The organism is Pirellulales bacterium (assembly GCA_036490175.1).
In the GTDB taxonomy this organism is placed as follows: Bacteria; Planctomycetota; Planctomycetia; order Pirellulales; family JACPPG01; genus JACPPG01.
Genome location: DASXEJ010000363.1, coordinates 1 through 21,122 on the forward strand (window position 1 = coordinate 1; position 21,122 = coordinate 21,122).

Annotated in this window: 17 protein-coding genes and 2 tRNA genes; 7 read left to right on the forward strand and 12 right to left on the reverse strand. The window is 60.3% G+C overall.

The genetic code is table 11. The features are described from left to right. Window positions 1-652: 652 nt before the first annotated feature. From VGG64_27990 to VGG64_28020, 7 genes are all read right to left on the reverse strand, one after another. Window positions 653-725, reverse strand: a tRNA-Glu gene (locus tag VGG64_27990). Window positions 726-967: 242 nt separating this feature from the next. Then, window positions 968-2,536 carry a serine/threonine-protein kinase gene (locus tag VGG64_27995; protein HEY1603478.1) on the reverse strand — a complete coding sequence of 523 codons (1,569 nt, stop codon included), beginning with the start codon at window positions 2,534-2,536 and terminating at the stop codon, window positions 968-970. A 205-nt stretch (window positions 2,537-2,741) separates the two neighbouring features. Continuing rightward, on the reverse strand, window positions 2,742-3,725 hold the full coding sequence (locus VGG64_28000; GenBank protein ID HEY1603479.1) for an alpha-E domain-containing protein: 984 nt from the start codon (window positions 3,723-3,725) through the stop codon (window positions 2,742-2,744). After that, window positions 3,725-5,218, reverse strand: a complete 1,494-nt coding sequence (locus VGG64_28005) for a circularly permuted type 2 ATP-grasp protein (protein ID HEY1603480.1) — start codon at window positions 5,216-5,218, stop codon at window positions 3,725-3,727. Before VGG64_28005 ends, VGG64_28000 begins: the two co-directional genes overlap by 1 nt. Before the next feature lie 551 nt (window positions 5,219-5,769). Continuing rightward, window positions 5,770-6,381 (reverse strand): DUF805 domain-containing protein, encoded by a 612-nt coding sequence (locus VGG64_28010; protein ID HEY1603481.1) that lies wholly within the window; start codon window positions 6,379-6,381, stop codon window positions 5,770-5,772. Between the two features lie 180 nt (window positions 6,382-6,561). Then, window positions 6,562-6,632 (reverse strand) — tRNA-Gln (locus VGG64_28015). 168 nt (window positions 6,633-6,800) lie between these two features. Then, complete coding sequence (locus tag VGG64_28020) at window positions 6,801-7,583, reverse strand: cyclase family protein (protein ID HEY1603482.1); 783 nt, start codon at window positions 7,581-7,583, stop codon at window positions 6,801-6,803. Between the two features lie 148 nt (window positions 7,584-7,731). On the opposite strand from VGG64_28020, the gene VGG64_28025 reads away from it, so the two are divergent. After that, window positions 7,732-8,631: a sugar phosphate isomerase/epimerase family protein gene (locus VGG64_28025; protein ID HEY1603483.1), complete on the forward strand. Its 900-nt coding sequence runs from the start codon at window positions 7,732-7,734 to the stop codon at window positions 8,629-8,631. Between the two features lie 22 nt (window positions 8,632-8,653). Here VGG64_28025 and VGG64_28030 read toward each other — a convergent pair whose 3' ends face one another. Together VGG64_28030 and VGG64_28035 are read right to left on the reverse strand one after the other, a co-directional pair. After that, a complete protein-coding gene (locus VGG64_28030) occupies window positions 8,654-9,418 on the reverse strand; it encodes a hypothetical protein (GenBank protein HEY1603484.1) in 765 nt (254 codons plus the stop codon). Window positions 9,419-9,491: 73 nt separating this feature from the next. Next, the gene (locus VGG64_28035; GenBank protein ID HEY1603485.1) at window positions 9,492-11,057 is read right to left on the reverse strand and encodes a sodium:solute symporter family protein; all 1,566 of its coding nucleotides are present in this window, start codon (window positions 11,055-11,057) and stop codon (window positions 9,492-9,494) included. Between the two features lie 245 nt (window positions 11,058-11,302). Between VGG64_28035 and VGG64_28040 the strand changes: the two genes are divergently transcribed. Together VGG64_28040 and VGG64_28045 are read left to right on the forward strand one after the other, a co-directional pair. Beyond that, on the forward strand, window positions 11,303-11,827 hold the full coding sequence (locus tag VGG64_28040) for a hypothetical protein (GenBank protein ID HEY1603486.1): 525 nt from the start codon (window positions 11,303-11,305) through the stop codon (window positions 11,825-11,827). A 192-nt stretch (window positions 11,828-12,019) separates the two neighbouring features. Next, complete coding sequence (locus tag VGG64_28045; GenBank protein ID HEY1603487.1) at window positions 12,020-12,550, forward strand: hypothetical protein; 531 nt, start codon at window positions 12,020-12,022, stop codon at window positions 12,548-12,550. 87 nt (window positions 12,551-12,637) lie between these two features. Here the strand turns inward: VGG64_28045 and VGG64_28050 are convergent, their stop codons facing one another. Further along, entirely contained in the window at window positions 12,638-14,113 is a 1,476-nt protein-coding gene (locus VGG64_28050) for a hypothetical protein (GenBank protein HEY1603488.1), read from the reverse strand. Between the two features lie 507 nt (window positions 14,114-14,620). Between VGG64_28050 and VGG64_28055 the strand changes: the two genes are divergently transcribed. Further along, on the forward strand, window positions 14,621-15,793 hold the full coding sequence (locus VGG64_28055) for an alginate lyase family protein (protein HEY1603489.1): 1,173 nt from the start codon (window positions 14,621-14,623) through the stop codon (window positions 15,791-15,793). A 20-nt stretch (window positions 15,794-15,813) separates the two neighbouring features. Here the strand turns inward: VGG64_28055 and VGG64_28060 are convergent, their stop codons facing one another. Next, entirely contained in the window at window positions 15,814-16,914 is a 1,101-nt protein-coding gene (locus tag VGG64_28060) for a PDZ domain-containing protein (protein HEY1603490.1), read from the reverse strand. A 225-nt stretch (window positions 16,915-17,139) separates the two neighbouring features. On the opposite strand from VGG64_28060, the gene VGG64_28065 reads away from it, so the two are divergent. The 3 genes from VGG64_28065 (at window position 17,140) to VGG64_28075 (ending at window position 20,643) form a co-directional block, all read left to right on the forward strand. Continuing rightward, on the forward strand, window positions 17,140-18,069 hold the full coding sequence (locus tag VGG64_28065; GenBank protein HEY1603491.1) for a GNAT family N-acetyltransferase: 930 nt from the start codon (window positions 17,140-17,142) through the stop codon (window positions 18,067-18,069). Between the two features lie 384 nt (window positions 18,070-18,453). Then, window positions 18,454-20,091, forward strand: a complete 1,638-nt coding sequence (gene dnaA / locus VGG64_28070) for a chromosomal replication initiator protein DnaA (GenBank protein HEY1603492.1) — start codon at window positions 18,454-18,456, stop codon at window positions 20,089-20,091. A gap of 162 nt (window positions 20,092-20,253) precedes the next feature. Continuing rightward, a complete protein-coding gene (locus VGG64_28075) occupies window positions 20,254-20,643 on the forward strand; it encodes a cupin domain-containing protein (protein ID HEY1603493.1) in 390 nt (129 codons plus the stop codon). 80 nt (window positions 20,644-20,723) lie between these two features. On the opposite strand, the gene VGG64_28080 is transcribed toward VGG64_28075, so the two are convergent. Continuing rightward, a complete protein-coding gene (locus VGG64_28080; protein ID HEY1603494.1) occupies window positions 20,724-21,047 on the reverse strand; it encodes a DUF6793 family protein in 324 nt (107 codons plus the stop codon). Window positions 21,048-21,122: the final 75 nt, after the last annotated feature.

The following is a 21,122-nucleotide window of genomic DNA, read 5'->3' on the forward strand; positions in this document are numbered from 1 at the left end:
GAATCCGTTATCGCGCAGTGTCCCGACGCGGAATGGCGTGTAATCGTCGCGTTGGCTCGCTACGGGGGGTTACGCACTCCGAGCGAAACGCTGGCTCTGAAGTGGTCGGACGTAGATTGGGAGCGGAACCGGCTGACGGTAACATCCCCAAAGACTGAGCGGCACGGCAAACCCCATCGCGTCGTGCCCCTATTCCCTGAGCTACGTAAGTACCTGGAAGCGGCCTTCGATACGGCAGCCGAGGGAAGTGTTTACGTGGTGACGCGCTATCGTGATGCTGGTACAAATCTACGGACGCAATTCCATCGCATGATCCGGCGGGCCGGATTTAAACCCTGGGAACGGGCTTTCCATAATCTGAGGGCTAGCCGCCAAACCGAATTGGCCGATCAGTTCCCGGCCCACGTCGTATCGTCCTGGCTGGGCAACTCGCCCCAGGTTGCCGAGCGGCACTATCTTCAGACCACGGAGGACCATTTCCGACGGGCAGTCGAGGAGCCGAAGGGTGGTGCAACAGGTGGTGCTACGGTGGTGCAAATGGTGGTGCCGCACACTCCCGCAACAACTGGCGAGGATTCGCAAGAATGCCGAGAAACCTCAGGAAAAAGCGAGATCCTCGTGCTTTCGCCTGAGTGTGGCTCGGATGGTGGAATACCCCCACGGGGAGTCGAACCCCGGTTTTCGGGCTGAGAACCCGACGTCCTAGGCCTCTAGACGATGGGGGCGATCGATGCGGCAAGTGTCGTTCTTGCGCATCTGGTCACCAACTACATATCTCTTTTCTCTGTCGCTTTCCCGCGAATATCACGACCCACAGAATATCCTGACAGGCTTGTCCGATTGTCGGGCAAGCTGGCCCGGACCGCTCCTGACGCGCCTGGGAGAAGGTAATTTCGTACCGCTTCGGCCGCTGGCTGTCAACCGGCCCTGACGCGATGTCATGAGGCAATCGAGGCGAAACGGGCCGCTAGTTTTCCGTATCCTCCGGTTGCAGCGTCTTCTGCCATTCCTCCCACTGCAGTGCGGTTTCCTGGCCGCGCTGCTTGCGGACTTCGGTCAGGGCGACCTGCACCAACGGCAGCATCCGTGGTTCGACTTCCAGCTCCTTGCGCAATGGCCCCAATTCGGCCAGCGCGTTGAGGGCTTCGTCGTAGTCCCCGTCCTTCGAAAGCACGAAGAAAGTGCCGGCCAGCCCAAAGGCACGATGTTGCGGCTCGGGGCTTTCGGCCAATTCCTCGAACAACAGATAAGCCTCGTTGTCGCGACCGTTTTGCAGATAGTAAAGTGCCAATTCTTTGCGTGCCCGCAGCCCGTACTCGAGATTCTTGGGAAAATATTTCTCCACGCTCTTTAGCCAGGCCTCGCGATCGCGCGAGTGCATGCGGGCCATGTCATATTGATCCTCGGCGCTATTCTGGCGGGGAACACTTACCCCGTCGCGGTGGATCGCCAACAGCGGTTTTTTTGTTTCCCAGGCCAGCAGGCCGCCGGCCGCGAAACCCAAGATCGTGCCCGCGGCCATCAGCAGATAGTATCGCCGCCGGATGATCGGCATCGACGCCGATTGCATGACCGCGGCCAGGTGCTGCGTGGCCAGGCTGATCGTGGCCAACGTCTCGCGCTCTTCCGCGGGCAGTTCCTCAATGTCCTCCCACGATTCATCGCCGGGCAACTGCAACATGCGCAGGTCGTGCAGCAGCTCACGGGCATTCTCATAGCGGCCTTGCGGGTTCTTGGCCAGCAATTTGTGTACGATGCGGCACAACGCCGGGGGCAGATCCGTTCGCAGGTTTTCCAAGCGCTCGGGCTGCGTTTTCAAGTGCTGCACGGCAATAGCCAGGGCTGACTCGCCGCGAAAGGGTGTATCGCCGGCGAGCATCTGGTAACACGTCACGCCGAACGAATAGAGATCGCTGCGCGGATCGAGCGGGCGGCCTTCGACCTGTTCAGGGCTCATGTACAGCGGCGTGCCCATCGTGATGCCAATTTGCGTCAGCGCCGCGTTGGCGGCATCGCCGGTCTGCCGCGCCAGCCCGAAATCGGCCACCTTCACCTCACCGGTGCGGGCGATCATGATGTTCTCGGGCTTGATGTCGCGATGGATGATGCCGCGCTCGGCCGCTTTTTGCAGCGCCGCGGCGACCTGGCGCATGATCTTCACCGCCAGGGCGAGCTCGGGCGGACCGCGACGGCTCATCCATTCGCGCAGGTTTTGTCCCTGCACGTATTCTTGGGCGATGTAATGGACGCCGTCCGCGCAGCCCACGGCGTAGATCTGCACGATGTTGGCCTGCACGAGACTGGCGGCGGCGTGGGCTTCGTTGTGGAAGCGCTTGACGTAGCTTTCGTCCTTGGCCAGATCGCTCTTCAGCACCTTGACAGCCACTTGCCGGCGCAAGGAGCCTTGTTCGGCCAGATACACTTCGGCCATGGCGCCGCGAGCCAAACGGCGGAGCAACCGAAAATCGTCAAACTGACGACCCGACAGGTCAGGATCGGCGGGCGACTCGCGCAGGTTGGGTGAGACGTCCGCCATCGAACGTGCGCTCGGAAATTCCCGAGCCGGCTCCAAGTGCTGTCCTGTGTCGTATGGCGCACTTGCGCTGGACGATGGGTCGCGACGTGCGACCACGAACCGTTTGCCCGGTCCACGAGTCAAGTATGGACCTTGGCCACGCAAATGACAACTGCGGGGATGGGGGCGTTTCCACGGTGCGCGGCGGGCGAGTTGCGGCAGATCCTTACTGAAATTGCCGTTGCGACATCACGGCCGGCGCATCGACCGGGCGGGGAGCGAAAAAGGTCTCAGAAATGCCCTCGCCAACCTGATTGAGCTTTGTCTGGAACTGGTCCAGGTATTCGTGCAGCCCCTGGTTGATGATGTCGTTGACTTGCGTGTAATCGAGTTCGGCGCGGAGGCGGCCGAGCCGCTGTTCGGCCGCGTTCGAAAATGTGCCGTGATCGCTGCCAGTGATGCGATGCAACGAGTCCTCGGCCGCCAGCAGGCAGAAGCGAATCGAGCGGGGAAAATGTCGATCGAGAATCAGAAAATCGACGACCGAACTGGGCGTGATGCGGCCGCGGCTCTTGCGGTACATTTCCAGCGCGCTAGCGGACTTGAGCAGGGCCGCCCATTGAATCGTGTCGAGCGGCGTGCCGACGTCGCGAATCGCGGGAAGCAGAATAAAGTACTTCACGTCGAGAATACGCGAGGTCTTGTCGGCCCGTTCGAGCAGCAGCCCCATGCGGGCAAAGTGCCAAGCCTCGCCATGCGACATCGTGGCATCGGTAATGCCGGCCAGCAGGTGGCTGGACGTGATCACCTGGTCGAAGAAGTCATGCGCCCGGGCCATGGACCAGCCGTGCGAGGCACCACGCACGGTCAAGTAGAACTTGTTTAATTCCAACCACATGGCCGAGGAGATGATTTCGCGCACACTGCGGGCGTTCTCGCGCGCCGAGCGCAAGCAGGAGACGATCGAGTTGGGGTTATCCTTGTCGAATGTCAGGAAGTCGATCACGTTCTTTTGCGTGGCGACTCCGTAGCGCTCGATGAAACCTTCGTGGTCGCCGGTGGTCGTCACCAGCGGCTCCCACTGGTTGACAAAGCCGTTGGTCAGGCCCAGCGTGAGGTGCAAGTTCACTTCGATGAAGCGCGCCACGTTTTCGGCCCGCTCGATGTAGCGGTTCATCCAGAAGATCGAGTCGGCAACGCGGCTGAGCATCAGTTGACCTCCGCCGCGGCCACGGGTGTCTGGCATGCCTCGGGCTGCACGTCATCGACGCGAGCACCCAGCACCCAAGTGTCTTTGCTGCCGCCCCCTTGCGACGAGTTGACGACCAGCGATCCCTTTTCGAGCGCCACGCGCGTCAGCCCGCCGGGCAGCACGTAGATGTCCTTGCCGTACAGAATGTACGGCCGTAGGTCGACGTGACGTCCTTCGAATCCTTCGTTGACGATCGTCGGCACGCGACTGATCGCCAGCATGGGTTGCGCGATATATTTGCGCGGCTCGTGCGAGATCAGGTCGTGGAACTTTTCGCGTTCGCTTTTCGATGCCATCGGTCCCATCAGCATACCGTAGCCGCCGGAGCCGTTGGCCTCTTTGACGACGAACTTGTCGAGGTTGGCCAGCACGTGTTGACGATGTTTGTCGTCCGAACATACAAACGTCGGCACGTTCGACAGCAACATATCCTCGCCCAGATAATAGCGGATGATTTCAGGCACGTAGGCGTAGACCGCCTTGTCGTCGGCGATGCCTGTGCCCGGGGCGTTGGCCAGCGCCACCCGGCCCGAGCGATAAACGTCGAGCAGCCCCGGTACGCCTAAGAGCGAGTCCTTGCGCAACTCGAGCGGATCGAGGAAATCATCATCGATGCGACGATAAATGACGTCCACGCGCCGCAGGCCCGTCGTCGTGCGCATGTAGAGAAAGCCTTCGCTGACCACGAGGTCCGAACCCGTGACGAGCTCGATTCCCATTTGCTGTGCCAGGAACGAATGCTCGAAGTACGCCGAGTTGTAGACGCCGGGCGTCAGCAGCACGACCATCGGGTCTTGCACGCCAGGCGGCGCCACGTATTGCAAGGTCTCTAGCAATCGATCTGGATAATCGTCGACAGGGCGCACGCAAAGTCCTTCAAAGACTTGCGGGAACGTCCGTTTCATGACTTCGCGATTTTCGAGCACATACGACACGCCCGACGGGCAGCGCATGTTGTCCTCAAGCACATAGAACTGTCCATCCGAGTCGCGCACCAGATCGATGCCCGAGATGTGGCACCACACGCCCCGCGGCGGATTCAACCCGGCGCAGGGGGCCAGGTAGCATTTGCCAGAGTGCAGCAGATCCTCGGGCAGGATGCCGTCCTTGACGATTTTTTGATCGTGATAGACGTCATCGATGAACAGGTTCAGCGCCGTGATCCGCTGGCGCAGTCCCTTTTCGATGCGTTCCCACTCGTGGGACTCGATGATGCGAGGAACGATGTCGAAGGGCCAAACTTTCTCGGTGCCGGCTTCGTGGCCGTAGACGTTGAATGTGATGCCCATGTTCAACAGTGCCAATTCGGCAGCTTGTTGGCAGTGCTTGATCTCGCCCGAGCTGAGGGCTTCGATCTTCTGCACGAGCATTGCGGCACCGGCGCGTGGCCGGCCGCTCGCTTCGAACATTTCGTCGTAGAAACCGGCAGTCTCGTAGGAATTAAAACGCATCGGCGGAGAGTCCTCCCGTGTGCCAAGCCGCGCGATCGATCGTTCCACCGCAGACATCGTCTGCGACGTCGTGAAACAACGATCTCGTTCCATGAATCCATGAGCCGCCGCAGGTGCTATCGGACAGCGCTCTCCTAAGTTTAGGTTGCGCTAGCGTAGCAGTGGCAAGCTCGGGCGGGCGATGCGAAGTGGCTGGGAGTGGTATCGGCACTCGGCGCCGATTCCCGTCAGGCAGGCGTGCGAAAACCCGCCAAACAAGGCAATCCAACCACACTGGGTGAGTATAGCAGAGCAGGCAGGGGAAAAAAGGCGGAGGATTGCGTCAATTTCGCGGCCGGCACCTGGCCGAGGGGCGATTTAGGTTGCAGGGGCCGAAACCATATACCACGTTGAACTTGCACCATGCGACGTAAAGCTGCCGAGCAGGCGTTTGCACTCCGTTACGCTCGCCTTTGCTAGCTAAAGGTGGCACCGCTCAAACTTCGATCGCCGTCGTCGACGATATGCCGCGATTGACCTGCTGCGCCCCTGCTGCCAAGTCCAGCTTCACCCTAGACCGCTTCCTTCGGGTTGGGACCGTATTTGTTTGTTCCTGGTTGGCTGTCACGCACAAAGAAAACCAAGAGGACGATGCCTAGAAGGGGAATACAAGCGAGCAGGATCCACCAACCGCTGAGGTCTGTATCGTGGAGCCTCCGGATGCCCGTAGCGGCGATGGGAACCAGGGCGGCACAGAGATACAGCAAACTCAATACGCCTGAGGTACCCGCAAACCCGTCGATGAAACTGAACAGAATCAGCGCAAGGTTGTTGAAAAGGATAAAGGTCCAGTACTCCATGCGCCTCGCTCGCCCTGAGGCATCCCCAAACTTCTTCCACGCGAGGACATACCAATGAAAACCAAACCCGTCGGGTGAGCTTGGTTTGAGCGGTTCAACGGCCGGCGGCATAGGAGGAGGACTTGCCGGTGGCCGTGGAGCGATCGCCGCGACATCCGGAAATAAGCCCTTGATTTTGCGTGCTGGAACCCAGTGTTGTAAGCCTTCTTTCCACACCAGGTCGTCAGCGGCGAGCTTGCCGATTCGAGCAAGTTCCTGCAGATCCTTCGACGAGATCGGGCCGAGCTGCTGCCCGCTCCGGGAATAAAACCATTCGGTTGCCATGTGATGCCCCAAGAATAGCCGTTGGGCTAGTCCTTGCGATTTACAATTCTTGATGCGTTGATTTAAACGCCAACGACTTCTTTGGTCAGCATCGCTGCCCTGTGTTGGCACCCAATGGAATTGCCACTAAGAAGAAAAGAGCCTCCTGATAAGTCGTTTTATCAAGAGGCCTTTAAAGAGCTGGGGAACTAGGATTTGAACCTAGACTAACTGGTCCAGAGCCAGTCGTGCTACCGTTACACCATTCCCCATTAATCCCGCCTCAATGATCAGGCCCCGATCGTGGCGCCCGACTGCTAGCCTAGGCTAGGGCATTTCAAGCCTAGAGGGGGGGCCAAACCGCGTCAAGGCCGGGCGACGACCGGCAGCGGACCCGAGTAAGTTCGTCTCCGCGTGCGGCCCGACCTTACGATCTGCTGTCAAACGTCCGGCACCAGCGCCACCGCACGGCACCAGCCGGCACTGGCCCGCTCGATCTTGATCGGCAGGCACGACACATAGAAACCGTGCGGCCGCGGGATCTGGTCGAGGTTCGCTAGTTTTTCGATCTGACAGTATTCGCGCGTGATCCCCGCAAAGTGGGCCGGCCAGATATAGCGACCATCGCCCGTGCGGCGGAAATCCGCCACCATCGAAGCGAACGGCCTGTCCAGCGTGTAGGCGTCGATCCCGATGACCCGCACCCCTTGTTCCACCAGCCACAAGGTGCCTTCGCGTCCCAGGCCCGGCTGGGCGAAATAGGCTGGCGTGTCCATCCGCTTGTCCGCGTCGGTTTGCAGCAACACGATGTCGCGAGGTTGCAATTGATAGCGAATCTTGGCGAGCGCCGCTTGTAGATGTTCGACGGTGATGAACTCGCCCGGCGCGACGTGCCGCACGTCGATCACGACGCCGGGGGCAAAACACCACTCCAGTGGAACCTGGTCGATGGTGCGCGCCGACCGCTGCTCGGACATGGCGCCGTAGTGATACGGCGCGTCGACGTGGGTGCCGGTGTGCGAGATGGCGGTGATCTGTTCGATGGCCCAGCCCTGCCCCTTGGAAAACACCAGATCCTCGGTGCCAACGCCGAAGAACTGCTGCATCTGCGACAGCCCCTCGCCGGCATGGTCTACATAATGAATCGACGCCGGCATCGGCTCGCTGACCGCCTGATGCGCTAGTGCCACACTGAGATCGATAATCCGCACTCGATCGAACATCGGGATACCTCCGCGGGCAGTCTAGGCCCACGCGATGCGGCTCGCAATCCGGCCCGTTTCCAGATGCCCGGACCGTTGCTATGTTCAAAGCGACGGCATTGCCTTGGGTAGCGGGAAATAGCAACTTTCCATTGGAGCGCGGATACCAGTGATTCCCACGTTGTTCTCCGTGAGCTATGCCGGCTACTGGGGCCAACATCGGCTGAACGTTAGCGAATTCCTGCACAAGGCTGCTGCGCTTGGGTATACGGCCGTCGAGATTGGAGGAAAACGCCCGCACTTGTCGCCGTTGGACTACCAGGACTTGTCATTGCTGGATGCGATTCGCGAGGAAGCCGCCAAGTTGCGGATCGAGATCGCTTCGGTCGCGGGTTACACCGACTTCACCGCGGGACGATCGGCGCCGGAAGTGCCCCTGGTCGAGATGCAACTCGATTACGTGACGCAGTTGGCCGGAATGGCAGCGCGTTTGGGCGCGAAAATCGTCCGCGTCTTCAGTTGGTATTCTCCCCATGCCGTCGAATTCAACGCCGATTGGCGCAAGTGTGTCGACGCCCTGCGCGAGGCCGCCGAGCGCGTCGCCCGTCACGGCGTCGTGCTCGGTTTGCAAAATCACCACGACGTGGGGATTTCGGTAGACGCCTACGAGGAATTACTAGACGACGTCAATCATCCCAACCTCAAGGCGATGTTCGACCCGTGGTCGGTGGCGTTGACCGGGGGCAATCTGCAAGAGGCCGCGCGGCGAATGGCACCGCGCATGGTGCAGACCACTCTGGCCGACTACATACAGATCGAGCGATTCGCTTACGATCCGAGCATCGTCAATTATCGCAAGCTCGATCCGCCTGCCCTGCGCGCCGTTCCCTTGGGTGACGGCTTTCTCGATTTGCCGTCGTTCTTCACCGGCTTGCGCGAGGGCGGCTTTAAAGGGTTCGTGGCTTACGAAATGTGCTCGCCTTTGCGCGGTGGCGGGACCGAAGCCAATTTGGATGCGGCCGCAGCGCGGAGCCTGCAGCACATCCGATCCCTTACGGGCGAGCGCTGACCGGGGTAATTCGATTACGCACTCACGGTTGCCGGCTCGGACGCGACAGCCAAAAGCGAATCGACAAAGCCCAGGAAACGCCCATGTAGTAGATCGGATAGAAGAGCGATAGCAGGGTGAGCTGTTGGGCCGTCGTGCCGCTGAACGGCGTGTGTTCCCAACGCCAGAGAATGGCCACCAGAAACGCGCCCCACACTCCGCCCAGCACCGTCGAGATGCGGTTGAGCACGCCAGGTTGCGTCGGGTACAGATAGCGGGCGGGCACAAACGTCAGCGCCGCAAACGTCAGCAACAAAGTCACGGTGCCCCAAACCGGAGGCTGCAGGGCGTACAAGTAGAAAGCCACCAGGTTCCAGTACGACGGGAAGCCGAGGAAAAAGCCGTCGTCGGTTTTGGCCGACACTTGGCAAAACCCATAGGCGCTGGCCAACAGCGGCACCAGTAGCCAGCCACTTTGTCGCTCGGGAAGCAAGTCTGCCTGGTAGATCAACAAAAGGGGCAAGCAGGTGTAGTTGAGGAAATCGACCAGGTCGTCCAGTCGTCGGCCGTCGAAGCCTGGCAGAACTTCCTTCACGCGCACGCGGCGGGCGAACCAACCATCGGTGGCATCGATCAGAATTCCCACGGCCATAAGTAAGAACGCATCGCGAAAGCGCAATGGGTCGTCGCTGACCAGTACGTAGGCGATTGCGCCGGCCACCACCAGGCCCATGCCCGTATAAAGGTGTACGGCCCAGGCGTAGACGTGCGCAATGCCTATGCGCGGACGTTCAACGTTTGTCAGCATCGTGGTAACCAGGTGGTCAACAGGTAGGAATGAACGAAATCGGTCGCACAACGCCGCCAATTCTCACGCTGTGTCAGTTCTCGACTCTACCAAGAACGCGAGGCGGGTCCCAGCGCGCCGTCAGGCGACTGACCACGGGCAGAATCACCAGGCCGACGGCGGCAGCCAAAACGCGGCACGGAAAGACCGATTCACCCGTCGCCAAATCATACCACTCGGTCGGGTCCTGGCCACTCAGACTCGACCAGATCTCGGCATACGGCACTAGCGCAGGCAGCCCGAAGATCGGAATTCCCCCTCCCAGCCGCAGCACCAGCGAGACGCCGAAGGCCGCCATAGATCCGCTGCGGTTGGCCCGAGGGTCGAACAGCGCCATGACCAATTGGGGAAAGAGCAGCACGAACACCAGGTCCGAGGTAAAGAACCATAGCTCGGCGACGCTGCGTACGGCCAGTGCCATAGCGGTCGCGCTGACGGCCAATACGACGATCGATCCGCGAATCACATGGCGCAGTGCAGGGATCGATCCCTGGGGCGCAAAAATCCGGTGGAAGATATTCCAACTGAACATCGATCCAGCGGAAAGTATCGAAGCGCTAAAGCTCGATGTGACGGCCCCCACGATGGCGCCCAGTCCGAGCGTCGCCACGGCAGGCGGTGTGGCCTGGCGCAATAACATCGGCAGGGCCATCGTCGGATTGTCGGCCAGTGCGGCCCGCTGCTGATCATCCCAGCCGGAATAAGCGAACGCCGCAATTCCCAGCAACACCGGTGGCACGGTCAAGGCGATCGTTAGTCCACCGGCAATGACCGAATGCCAGCGCGCTTTGGCGACCGTTTGGCAAGACAGCACCCGTTGGAAATAGCAATTCCAAGGTATGCCTCCCAGCACAAGCATGATGCTGAGATCCCACCACCCGCAGCGCATGGCCAGTGGCCAGTGCGGATCGCCGCCGGTAAGTGGCGCGAGCGGTGCGGCGAGCGATCCCATCTGTTGAGAATAATAATCCCAGGCGGCCTGCAGTCCGCCTGTCTCGGACAGTGCAAACGGCAGCGCCGCCAACATGCCAATTGGCACGAGCATAATCTGAAAAACATCGGTGTATGCCACGGACCACATACCACCGACGACCGTGTAGCCCGTGACGACCGCAGCCGACACGATAATGGCCGTCGTGAGTTCGACGTTCAGGATCACACTGCATGTGGCCCCGATGGCGACCAGCAACTCGGCGCTCCAAAAAAGTTCGCCTAACATCGCCGGCAAGAAAAGCACGGCAGCCCAACCGCGTCCGAATCGCACCTCGAAGGGATCGACCAGCGTCGTGAATTCCCAGCGGCGCATCGGACCTGCAAAGATCAAGCCACCGAGTATCAGGCTGATGCCGAAGCAAATTCCCCCTTGCAGCCCGGCCGCCAGTCCCGACTGTGTCTTTTCGACAGTACCCAGCAGGTATCCGCCATCGACCCAGGTGGCCGTGGTCGTTAGCACGGCGATCCAAAGGGGTATGTTGCGGCCCGCCAGCAGCAACTCGCCAGGCGAGTGGTGAACTTTGCGCCCGGCCCACCAGCCAACGGCTAAAAACAGGGCAAACATCGCCGCCATGGCAATTACGCCCGCCCAGAAGATGCCCTGCATCGAGTCAATCTCCCCTGGCATCGTGGCGCCGGCGGCGCAAGGTTTGCACAGTCGTGACTAGAAGAATATAGGCGATCTTGCCATGTTCGACAGCTTGATCGTCCCACCCGGCGGGTGCATGCCGAATGGCAGCGAGAGATTTTGTGCTGATTGGCCGCCTGGGACGCATGGCGTAGAATTAAGGAAGTTGTGGGGAAGGGTTGAACGCTCCGGCAATTCCGCTTCTGAGCAGAAAGACATGGAATATGGATACGCAACCGCAACTTGAAAAACCAATTCGCGTCGGCATCTATTCCAAAATTCAAAATGCCGAGTGCGCCGTGCACGGCCTGTTAGACCTCGGGTTCACCAAGGATCAGATTACGGTGATCTGCTCAGAGGATTGGAAGGCCGCGCACTTCCGCGAATTTCATCACGAAGACCCAGCCGGCGCGCATACTCCGGCCGCCATTGCGGTGGGCGGGGCTCTTGGGGCGGTCCTGGGTGGCATGGCGGCCGTCGTCGGCACCGTCGCCACCGGAGGCGTGGGACTGCTGGCAGCCGGCGGTGCATCGGCCTGGGCGGGCGGCATCGTGGGTGGCTTGATTGGCGCCATGATGACGCGTGGCGTCGAAAGAGAGTTGGCGGACTACTACGACCAGGCGATCGTCGCCGGCAAGATCCTGGTGGCGGTGGAAGATCGCAGTGATCGGGGCGCACAAAATTTGGCCGCGGCGACACGCGTCTTCGAAGAGGCCGGAGCCGAGCCGGTATCGCTACGCGAAAGTTGAACAGCACCACCTAGCTGGACGCGATATCGCCGTCCGATCGCGGCGAAGCGCCAGCGGGCGGCACTGGCTGGTTCTGGGTGACCAGTTCGCATGGCCAACTTCGCTGCCCCTGCACGCTGGCAGCGCATCTGCTAAACTTGGGCGCGCCCCGGCATTTTGGCCGGGATCATTCCCAATGCGTGGAGTTGCCCGATGAAAGGCTTGGATTTTCTACTCGTTATCGCAGCCATTGCACTGACCGCCGTCTGCTGGGGCGCCTACGGGCCTGTATTGCACCGCGGCCAGACTGCGATGGAGGGGAGCCGTCTGCGACCGTTGTTGTGCGTGGGAATGGCGTACTTCGTGATTGCCGTCGTCGTGCCGATCGTTTGGCTGTATCTGCACGGCGAAAAGGGGGATTGGACTCCGACCGGGATCATCTGGAGTTCAGGCGGAGGAATCGCGGGGGCATTGGGCGCACTGGGCATCATCCTGGCCTTCAATTTCGGCGGCAAGCCAACCTATGTCATGCCGCTCGTGTTCGGTTGCGCACCAGTCGTGAACGCCTTTCTGACGATCTACTGGGCCGGCTCTTGGAAAGAGGTCAGCCCGATGTTTCTCGCCGGTCTGATCCTGGTCGCCGTGGGTGCCTTCACGGTGTTATTCTTCGCTCCAAAATCGCATGCCGGCCCAGCCGGAGCATCGCACGCACCCGCGGCCGTCGAATCGGCCGAAGTGCATTAGGCGCGTCTCACGCGAAATGCGCTGCGCGTCGGGAGCAGAATTGCTGCGAAGAAGCGGCACCAGCAGAGTTACCAGGTCAACACCTGGCTACTCGGTATCTGATTTATCTGCTTTGACCGGCTTGTTGGGTTGGTACGGTCGTCGCTTTTGGAAATTGGCCGCGTCCGTGGGCGTAGCGGTACGCATGAGCGAGCCGTCTTTCGGTTCGGCCGGAATTCTTTCGCGCGTGCCGTTGCGTCCGAAACGTACGACCTGTCGCGGGTCTTTCCAGCCAGAGAGTTCGACGAACTTCGACATCGGAATGCGTTCGACGCCGGCCTGGTCGGCCTTGGTGATCATGGCCGTCGCACCGATGTTCGCGTCGCGGTCCGTCGGAATCTTTCCTTCCAACAGGAATCGCGTGTTGATGTCGATGTTGCCTGTGATCTTGCCCAAGGGGTCCATCTCGGCATCGATGATGCCGCCGACCGATGTAACCAGGTCCTTGACTATGGCGCGATCGTCTTGGCCATCGCCATCGAGATCGATGGTGCCGAAGATCGCCACGTGCGTGCGCTGCCCCGGATGCCAGAGCGGCGTGTAGATCTTGTCGTCGGGGGCGATCGGGTTGGCGAAATCCTCGTCGAGAATGCGGGCGCGGGCCAGATGGTCTCCCAGAATGTCGGTGACTTCGATGCGAGCTTTCAAGCCTTCGCCCTGCGACGTATTGGCCTCCTTGGCGTGTACGCTGAACGTCACCAAGGGGATCAATTGGTCCTCGCGACCCAGATCGATATAGACATTTCCTTCCTTGCCGCCGTTGAGGTCGATGGCGCGAATGACCCCTTGCGCCACTTCGAAATGAGATTTCGTCAGTTTCTTGACCTTTTCGTTCTGCAGCAGGTTGGTTTGCGCCAATGTCTTGATTTCGTTGCCGAGTGCCGCCTCTTTCTTGATGGCCTGATCGGCGATCTGACTTTTTTCGGAATCTTTCTGGGCCAGCTTTGAATTCAAGTCCTCATTCGAGGCGTTGATTCGTTGCCGATCGGAATCGAAAGTCGTTTGCCGATCCAGCAAGTCTTTGGCCGAGTCGTCCGACTTGTCGCGGAACTCCTTGATCTGCCTGTCGCGCTCTTCCTCGCGACGCGTGAACTGGTCCTGCAATTCCTTGAACTTGTTCTGCATGTCCGTATTGGAGGCGAACAGTTCTTGGTTCGTGTTCCATAGCGACTCGAGCGTGCCGCGATATTGCTGCTTCTCAGGCGGCAGCGTCGCGGCGAATTGTTTCATGTCATCCTGGAAGATCCCTTTGACCGTCCCCGCGGCATTTTCCTCATCCTTCTTTTCTTGTCCGACCGGCATCTTAGGATCGACGCCGAGGCGCTCCATGAGGAAGGTAATCTCCGACTGCATCTTCAGCGCGTTGGCCTTGTCGTCTTGCGCCGCCTTTTCAAGCTGGGTGTTCCTGGCGACCGATTCTTGAAAATTGCGAACGTACAAGAACGTGACCACCGCTAGCACGATCGTGAGCATCACGAACACGATCAGGGCGATTTGCAATCCTTGGTTTTCAGCGCGGGCCATACATTCCTCCTCCGCAACAGTGTGGGTCCGTTGCTATTGCTGTCGCTCAGGCAAAGCCTGCTACTTGCGGTCGAACGCGATTCGTCGGGAGAGAGTCATCGCGCACAGTCAGCGAAACTACCTCAAGCGCAGGATGATGTTCCGTGGCGCAATTCTTCCGCTGCGGCAGCTTGGTTGGAAGCGGACGTTCCCGCCGCCAGGTGGTGTTGCCGAAAGCGCGACTGAAAGACGCCTGAAGATAGGGCCGGGCCGACGGTAACTCTTGGTTGCCGAAGGCCTTCCTTCGAGTTTACGCAGCCGCTAGAGACATGTCAAAGATTGCTAATCGAGGTTCCCAAGCAGGGAACTGCGGGGCTACGCCGGCGGCGCCCGAGCACACGCTATGCAGGGGGCGAATTCACTGCGGCCCGGAGGGCGTCGTGCCTGGCGTCGGTAACTCCCACCCTACGAACTGGCGGGGTATTTTAGAGGGACGAGCGGAATTCAAAACCCGGGCGCAGTAGCACCATGCGGATAATAGCGTTCACAGGCTTTCGTTTGGCCTTGGTCGGGTGCTGCCTTACGGCCTCCTTGGCCACGGGCAGCGATCAGGCGCCATCGGGTTCGCTAGCGGCGTTCGGTCCGCTTCTGGAACGTGCGGAAGCGGAACTAAGCGTGCCGCTGGCGACGGTCATGGATAAACAACTGGCACCCCCTAGCGGCGACCGGCACGATTATTTTGCCCTCAGCCCCTATCACTGGCCGAACCCGGATTCGTCCGACGGCCGCCCCTACGTGTTTCGCGATGGCCAGGTGAACCCCGCGGCCGAAGGGGATGGTTACGACCGCATGGCGTACTTCCGCATGGGAGATGCGGTTACTTATTTGGCCGTCGCCTTCGACGTGACCAAGGAGGCACGATATGCGCGGCGGGCCGCCGAGTGGCTGCGGGCCTGGTTCGTCATGCCGGCGACACGCATGAATCCGAACTTACGCTTTGCGCAGTGCATTCCTGGCGATGCGGAAGGCTTGCCGATCGGCCTTATTCGCGGAATGACGATCATTGATGTCGTGCGGGCCGAGCGTCTTCTGATCGGCACGGCCGCATGGACACACGAAGATGCCGACGCCCTGCGAGGTTGGGCACAAGACTACCTGCGCTGGCTACGCGAAGATTCCCTCGGACAGCGCGAAGCCCGCGCACAAAACAATCACGGCACCTGGTACGACGCGCAGCTAGCCAGTCTCGCCTGCTATCTCGGTGACGTACGATTGGCACGGCAAGTGGTCGCTACGGCTGCCACGACGCGCATTGCCAAGCAAGTGCAGCCGACCGGCCGCCAACCCTTCGAGCTCATGCGCACCAAGTCTTGGGATTATTCGGTCATGAATTTAGAAGCCCTGGTGACAATGGCGGATGTGGGTAGCGCCGTGAACGAAGATCTGTGGAATTTCTCGACGCCCGACGGACGAAGCATACGCCGAGCGCTCGATTTTCTCCTTCCTTTTGCGACTGGGGCCGACGACTGGCCGTCGAAGCAGATCAAACCGTTCGAGCGCGGCAGATTGGCGCCGGTTCTGCGGCGTGCGGCGATTGCATTTCCGGAGGGGCCCTACACCGTTGCGCTTGACAAGGTTGGCCCGTTGGACGCTGCCACGTTATTGCGCTGCCGGTTGCTGGAGATACCGCTCTCGCCGTGAGGAATCCAGCTGTGATCGCGTTACGGCGAAGGCTTTTCCGGCGAGTTGGGGATCAGCCGGAATTTAGGGCCTGATTCTTCGCGATCGTTCGCTCCGTTTGGCGGCACGCTTTGAATCGAATTGTTTGAGGAGCGAATTTGAAGTTGCTTCACATCGTCGCGGAATTTGTTCAGTGACTCGTTAAGCCGCGACAACTGCCCTTCCAACTCGGCCACTCGGCGCTCGAGAACTCGCACGCGATCGTCCGCATCTTCGACAACAATCTCGGCACCGTTCGCCTCCGGTGTTGAGGGAAGGGATCGCGGCGGCTCTGCCCCGGGCGATGGTAAAGATGCCGCACGCATCGCTGGTTCCACGACGACAGTTCGCGCGACTTGAGTGCCGGCTTCGTTGAGCGTGAACGACAGTGATTGACCGACGCGCACCGAACTAAGGATTTGCGCCGCCTCTTCGGGAGAGCCAACATTGTGGCCGTCGATGGCCAAAATGACGGCGTCGGCCGGGATGCCCGCTTTGTCAGCAGCGGAATTCTTGGTGACGCGGGCGATATGAACGCCGCGCTCACCCGACAGCCGTAACGTGCGTTGCAATTCTTCATTAACCGGTTGGACACGTATTCCCAAGGGCGCCGGCGCGGTCCTTTTCGCGGTCGCGGACGTTGGCCCCAGTTTCATCTGCGGTGTCGCGGGCGTTGCCGCCTGGCGGCGCCCCAAGACGACGTCTGCCGAGACCGTTTCGCCATCGCGGACGAGTTGGAAGGAAACCTTGGCGCCGACGGGAAACGGGGCCAATCGGCTGGCGAAGTCGTCGATCGATCGTACGTTCATCGATCCGATCGCGGTTATGAGATCACCCGTCTTCAGCCCAGCCTTTTCAGCGGGCCCAGCGGGGGTAACATCGATAATGCGAATTCCATCGCCTGGGCCACGATCATCGACTTTGATTCCGAGATAACCTGGCTCGTCGGCCGGTGCCTTTTGCTGCCTGGTAGGAACGGCAGGGTCGTCAACAAATGGATCTCGCACCTGAGCAGAGGCGCGTCCCATCAAGCCCGGTGTGCCTGCCCCCACGAAGAGAATTGCCAGGACGAACGCAGCCCGATCCTCGGTCGATAGTCTCACAGCAAAGGCCCTCCTGCTGGCAAGCAAGCCCGCGATAGTATCGCCAGCCGACGGTGACGTTCCCCGCGGCCGGCGTCCATCATTATAGACGAATGGCCGCCTGCGACGCCAACGATTCGGCGGTTCATCACGCGCCCACGAACGTACCTGACGTCGCGATGCGTCGTACTTGCAAGCAGCCGTATACTTTAAGCGGAACCACATTGTCGGTTGATCGGAACGGATATGAATGAACAGGCGCCAGGTGACTGCGATATCTCGGTTGCGCTGCCACGAGAGCAGCACGCAGGGCTGGAACTCGTACTGGCCGACGTACCCCCGGCGAGACGATCGAAGTATGTCGCGCAATTGATCGAATCGGCCCGCCAAGGACGCGTTGATCTGGCAGGTTTGTTGATAGCGCGACGGCATGGCGACATGGTGGGTGCCGTGTGGGGACAACCTCAGCCAGGGCGCACGGCCAGCGTTTGGCCCCCGGCAGTAGTCGACCAGCAGGCGGCATGCGACGGCCTCCTCTTGAACGAGTTGATCGCCTGGTTGGAAAGCAATGACATACGCGTGGCGCAGTCGCTATTGAGGGGCAAGACGGCGCAGCAAGCGGCGCTGCTGATGGATCATGGTTTTGCCCATTTGGCGGATTTGCTGTACATGGTATGTCCCGCAGGGCAGTTTCCCCGCGATCCGCCGACGTCGTCCCTAATAATCGAACCAGCGCCGCAGACGGATGTTCGACGGTTGCCCGAGATGATCGCGCGTACCTATGAGGAAACACTCGATTGTCCGCAACTTAACGGCGTGCGCGATCTCGATGATGTTCTGGCAGGCTATCGTGCCTGTGGAGAATTCGACCCTGCGCGATGGCTGATCGCGCGCCGTGGTGAACAAGACGTAGGCTGCTTGCTGCTCGCGGATCATCCTGATGAAGATCAATGGGAACTGGTGTACGCCGGGCTCGTACCCGAGGAACGCGGCCGTGGCGACGGCAGAGTCTTAACGCGTTACGCGCAGTTCCTTGCTGGCCAGGCGGGGCGGGCGCGGTTGGTGCTGGCCGTGGATGCCGCCAATGCTCCGGCCGTCGCAACCTACGAGCGCGCGGGCTTCGTTGCTTGGGATCGGCGCAGCGCCTATCTCCGTATTTTTCCACACGGGGGGTAGAGGAATTGTGCCGCTCGTTTGATTGCTGCCGTAAATAAAAATGAACGCCGATTGTCAATGACTTTTTTTCGATCCAGATGACGTGGCGTTGCTTCTCCAATCGTCGCTGATACTTGCGCGAGACAAAAAAATCGCGCGCGACGTCGGCGCCTGTGAGTCGACAATGTTTCCACGCTCGCGCGGCTGTCGAGAGATTTTTTTCCGGCGGTGAATTGTCGTCGCAGAGGGCTGTTTTCTCGGTCTCTTGTACCATCAGGACGAAGCACGCTGCGTGAGGCGCAAATTCTCTTTGACAGCGTTGCCAGCGTCCGTACAATCGCGATCTCTCGGGTGACAACTTCGACCATTTGGCGCTGGCGATATTCCGATTCAGACCGAACAAGCGTGACGCAACGAATCCACGGGATTTGCTTGCGACAGATCGCATCGGCACTCGGGATCGCTCTCACTTTCGGTGCCCAGCTCGTCTGGGAAAGCAAATCGACGTCACGACGGCGCGGTTTGCCGGCGGTGGGGATGCGCGCACGGGGAAAACAGGAAGTGACCAAGGACGATACGGAGATCGTGTCCGCCGTGCTATTGGCATTGGCGGATAAGGTCGGCAAAGATCGGTACGAGATGTGGTTCGGCGGCAACGCGCGAATTGCGCTCGAAGCGGAAACGTGGCAAGTTTCCGTTCCCAACGAGTTCTATCAGGACTGGTTGCGGATGAACTTTCGTCGGCAGATCGAGGAAGCTTGCCAAGAAACCTTGGGGCGTGAACTGCCGGTCACATTTGTGGTGGATCGCAGTTTGGCCAAATCGCGGGTCCGAGGTGAGGACCCATCGCCAACTGCAGGTCCTGCCGCAGGTGCTGCCGGCGAAACGGCGCCGCAGCCATCTACGACGCATTCATCGGCCGTGCAGCCGGCCACTGTGCAGTTGCCCGCGTTGCAGCGAACGGACTCGACGCACCGGCCGTCGACGGGTAAAGAGCCGTGTCCGCGGCGACGCTTCGCGAATTTGGAATCATTCGTGGTCGGCACGGGCAACCGTTTGGCGTCTGTTAGTGCCCAAGAGGTTGTCGGGCAGCTAGGCCGCGTCTCGCCTCTGGTGGTTCACGGGCCCACCGGCGTCGGCAAAACGCACTTGCTGGAAGGGATTTGGACGGCAGCCAAGCGGCGCTATCCGCAGCTGAATGCCCTGTATCTGTCCGCTGAGCAATTCACGAGTTATTTTCTCGAGGCTTTGCACTCCAGTGGAGTGCCCAACTTTCGCAGCAAATATCGGGGCGTGCAATTGCTACTGATCGACGATTTGCAGTTTTTCGCGGGCAAGCGGGCCACTCTGAGTGAATTGCTGCACGCCGTCGACACGCTCACTCGCGAAGGACGGCAACTGGTCTTCGCCGCCGACAGGTCGCCCACGAATTTGACCGGCCTCGGGCCAGAGGTCATCACGCGGTTGTCGGCGGGCCTGGTCTGCCGGATCGAGCCGCCCGACCATGAGACGCGGATCGGCATTCTGCGGCAACAGGCGGTGCGACTGGGGCTGGAATTACCAGACAGCGTTTTGGAATTTGTCGCCGCAAGCTTTCGCGAGCACGCGCGGGAATTGATCGGCGCACTCCTGAAGATTCACGCCACCTGCCGCGCCCACAACCAACCGGCAACGCTGGCGCTTGCCCAAGACGCACTGGCAGACACCGCAGCGCCGGCGCGTCGACCTGTCAATTTGGGGGACGTGCAGCAGGCCGTGTGCGAGGTTTTTGGCTTGGAGCCAGAATCGTTGTGTTCGCAGCGCCGTACCAGCGCCGTCGCACATCCGCGCATGCTGGCGATGTGGTTGGCGCGAAAATACACACGGGCCGCGCTGGCCGAGATCGGCGAGTTCTTTGGCAATCGCAGCCATACCACGGTACTTTCGGCCAACAAAAAGGTGGGTCAATGGATGGCCGACCCTCAAGCGGTCAATTTGGCCGATCACACGCTGACACTCGATCAAGTCCTGCGGAAGGTCGAAGCTAGACTCCGTGTCGGGTAACGAGCGCGCTGTATCGAAAGCCGGCCTGTCCGCTCTGGGTTGCAGGCGGCCGACCCACGTCGGACAATAGCGGGCAGTGTTGCACGCTAGTCGCGAGCAAGGTGGCAATCATTCGGTGCCTCCTTTTGCATTATGCGCATGGTCCGACCGGGAAATCAGAATATGAAAACGGCAGCCGCTGGCCCTGTACTCGTGCGCCACGAAGGCGAGGCACCCCGCGAGCGTAGCACATGCGGATGGCGCGACTTACTTATCAGTCGCCAAGACCAGAACGTCTCGGCATGGGCCCACGCCGTCGATATCGACGGAGCGCGCGAGCACTATCATCGCGTGGCCACAGAGCTGTACTACGTGCTAGAAGGCGAGGGAACGGTGCGGCTCGACGGGGTCGACCATGCGGTCCGAAAAGGCTCGATGGTCCACATTCCGCCGGGCGTCGTGCATGGCGCCCGGGGCAGGATGCGGGTGTTGGTCGTCGGCATCCCAGACATTAGCGACGGCGATTTGTATTTTCCCGAGGCCAGCGAGCCACCGGCGGAACTATCACGCTGAGCGGTTGATATTCAGCTGGCGGTCGTTTGCGCGGACTTCTGGCGTCACTATTCTTGCACTGGCATTCGCCACGTCAACGCTTACCAGCCCATGACCATGTTCGACTCGATGACTTTGCGAGCGCGCTCCAGGTCGGAGCCGGTCTCGTGCATATAAAGTCGGATGGCATGCACCTTGTCGCCGGCGGCCTTGGCCAGGCAATCGCGCGCCGTGTGGCACAGGTCGTTGGAGTGAGAAATGCCCAGCGCGCTTTTGGAAATGACCCAGGTATCGCGTGGTCGCTTGGTCATCCGCATGATTTTTTCGTGCGGATAAGCGTCGTGAACAACGACGGCGGCGGCATCCTGATCGGTGGCCCACGTGATTATGATGTGCGATTCGGTTTCTACTTCGAACAATGGCATCGCCATTTCCCCCTTTCCCGCGGTTGACGTGACAGATGCGCTCGAATCATCCCGGCATCTCGTTCGGCTGTCCCG

Excerpts from the sequence above, each read along its gene's own strand:
- VGG64_28010 (HEY1603481.1), bottom strand. The coding sequence starts at position 6,381 with ATGGCAACCGAATGGTTTTATTCCCGGAGCGGGCAGCAGCTCGGCCCG.
- VGG64_28030 (HEY1603484.1), bottom strand. The coding sequence starts at position 9,418 with ATGCTGACAAACGTTGAACGTCCGCGCATAGGCATTGCGCACGTCTAC.
- VGG64_28080 (HEY1603494.1), bottom strand. The coding sequence starts at position 21,047 with ATGCCATTGTTCGAAGTAGAAACCGAATCGCACATCATAATCACGTGG.
- VGG64_28020 (HEY1603482.1), bottom strand. The coding sequence starts at position 7,583 with ATGTTCGATCGAGTGCGGATTATCGATCTCAGTGTGGCACTAGCGCAT.
- VGG64_28065 (HEY1603491.1), top strand. The coding sequence starts at position 17,140 with ATGAATGAACAGGCGCCAGGTGACTGCGATATCTCGGTTGCGCTGCCA.
- VGG64_27995 (HEY1603478.1), bottom strand. The coding sequence starts at position 2,536 with ATGGCGGACGTCTCACCCAACCTGCGCGAGTCGCCCGCCGATCCTGAC.
- VGG64_28045 (HEY1603487.1), top strand. The coding sequence starts at position 12,020 with ATGAAAGGCTTGGATTTTCTACTCGTTATCGCAGCCATTGCACTGACC.
- VGG64_28050 (HEY1603488.1), bottom strand. The coding sequence starts at position 14,113 with ATGGCCCGCGCTGAAAACCAAGGATTGCAAATCGCCCTGATCGTGTTC.
- VGG64_28005 (HEY1603480.1), bottom strand. The coding sequence starts at position 5,218 with ATGCGTTTTAATTCCTACGAGACTGCCGGTTTCTACGACGAAATGTTC.
- VGG64_28075 (HEY1603493.1), top strand. The coding sequence starts at position 20,254 with ATGAAAACGGCAGCCGCTGGCCCTGTACTCGTGCGCCACGAAGGCGAG.
- VGG64_28000 (HEY1603479.1), bottom strand. The coding sequence starts at position 3,725 with ATGCTCAGCCGCGTTGCCGACTCGATCTTCTGGATGAACCGCTACATC.
- VGG64_28040 (HEY1603486.1), top strand. The coding sequence starts at position 11,303 with ATGGATACGCAACCGCAACTTGAAAAACCAATTCGCGTCGGCATCTAT.
- VGG64_28035 (HEY1603485.1), bottom strand. The coding sequence starts at position 11,057 with ATGCAGGGCATCTTCTGGGCGGGCGTAATTGCCATGGCGGCGATGTTT.
- VGG64_28055 (HEY1603489.1), top strand. The coding sequence starts at position 14,621 with ATGCGGATAATAGCGTTCACAGGCTTTCGTTTGGCCTTGGTCGGGTGC.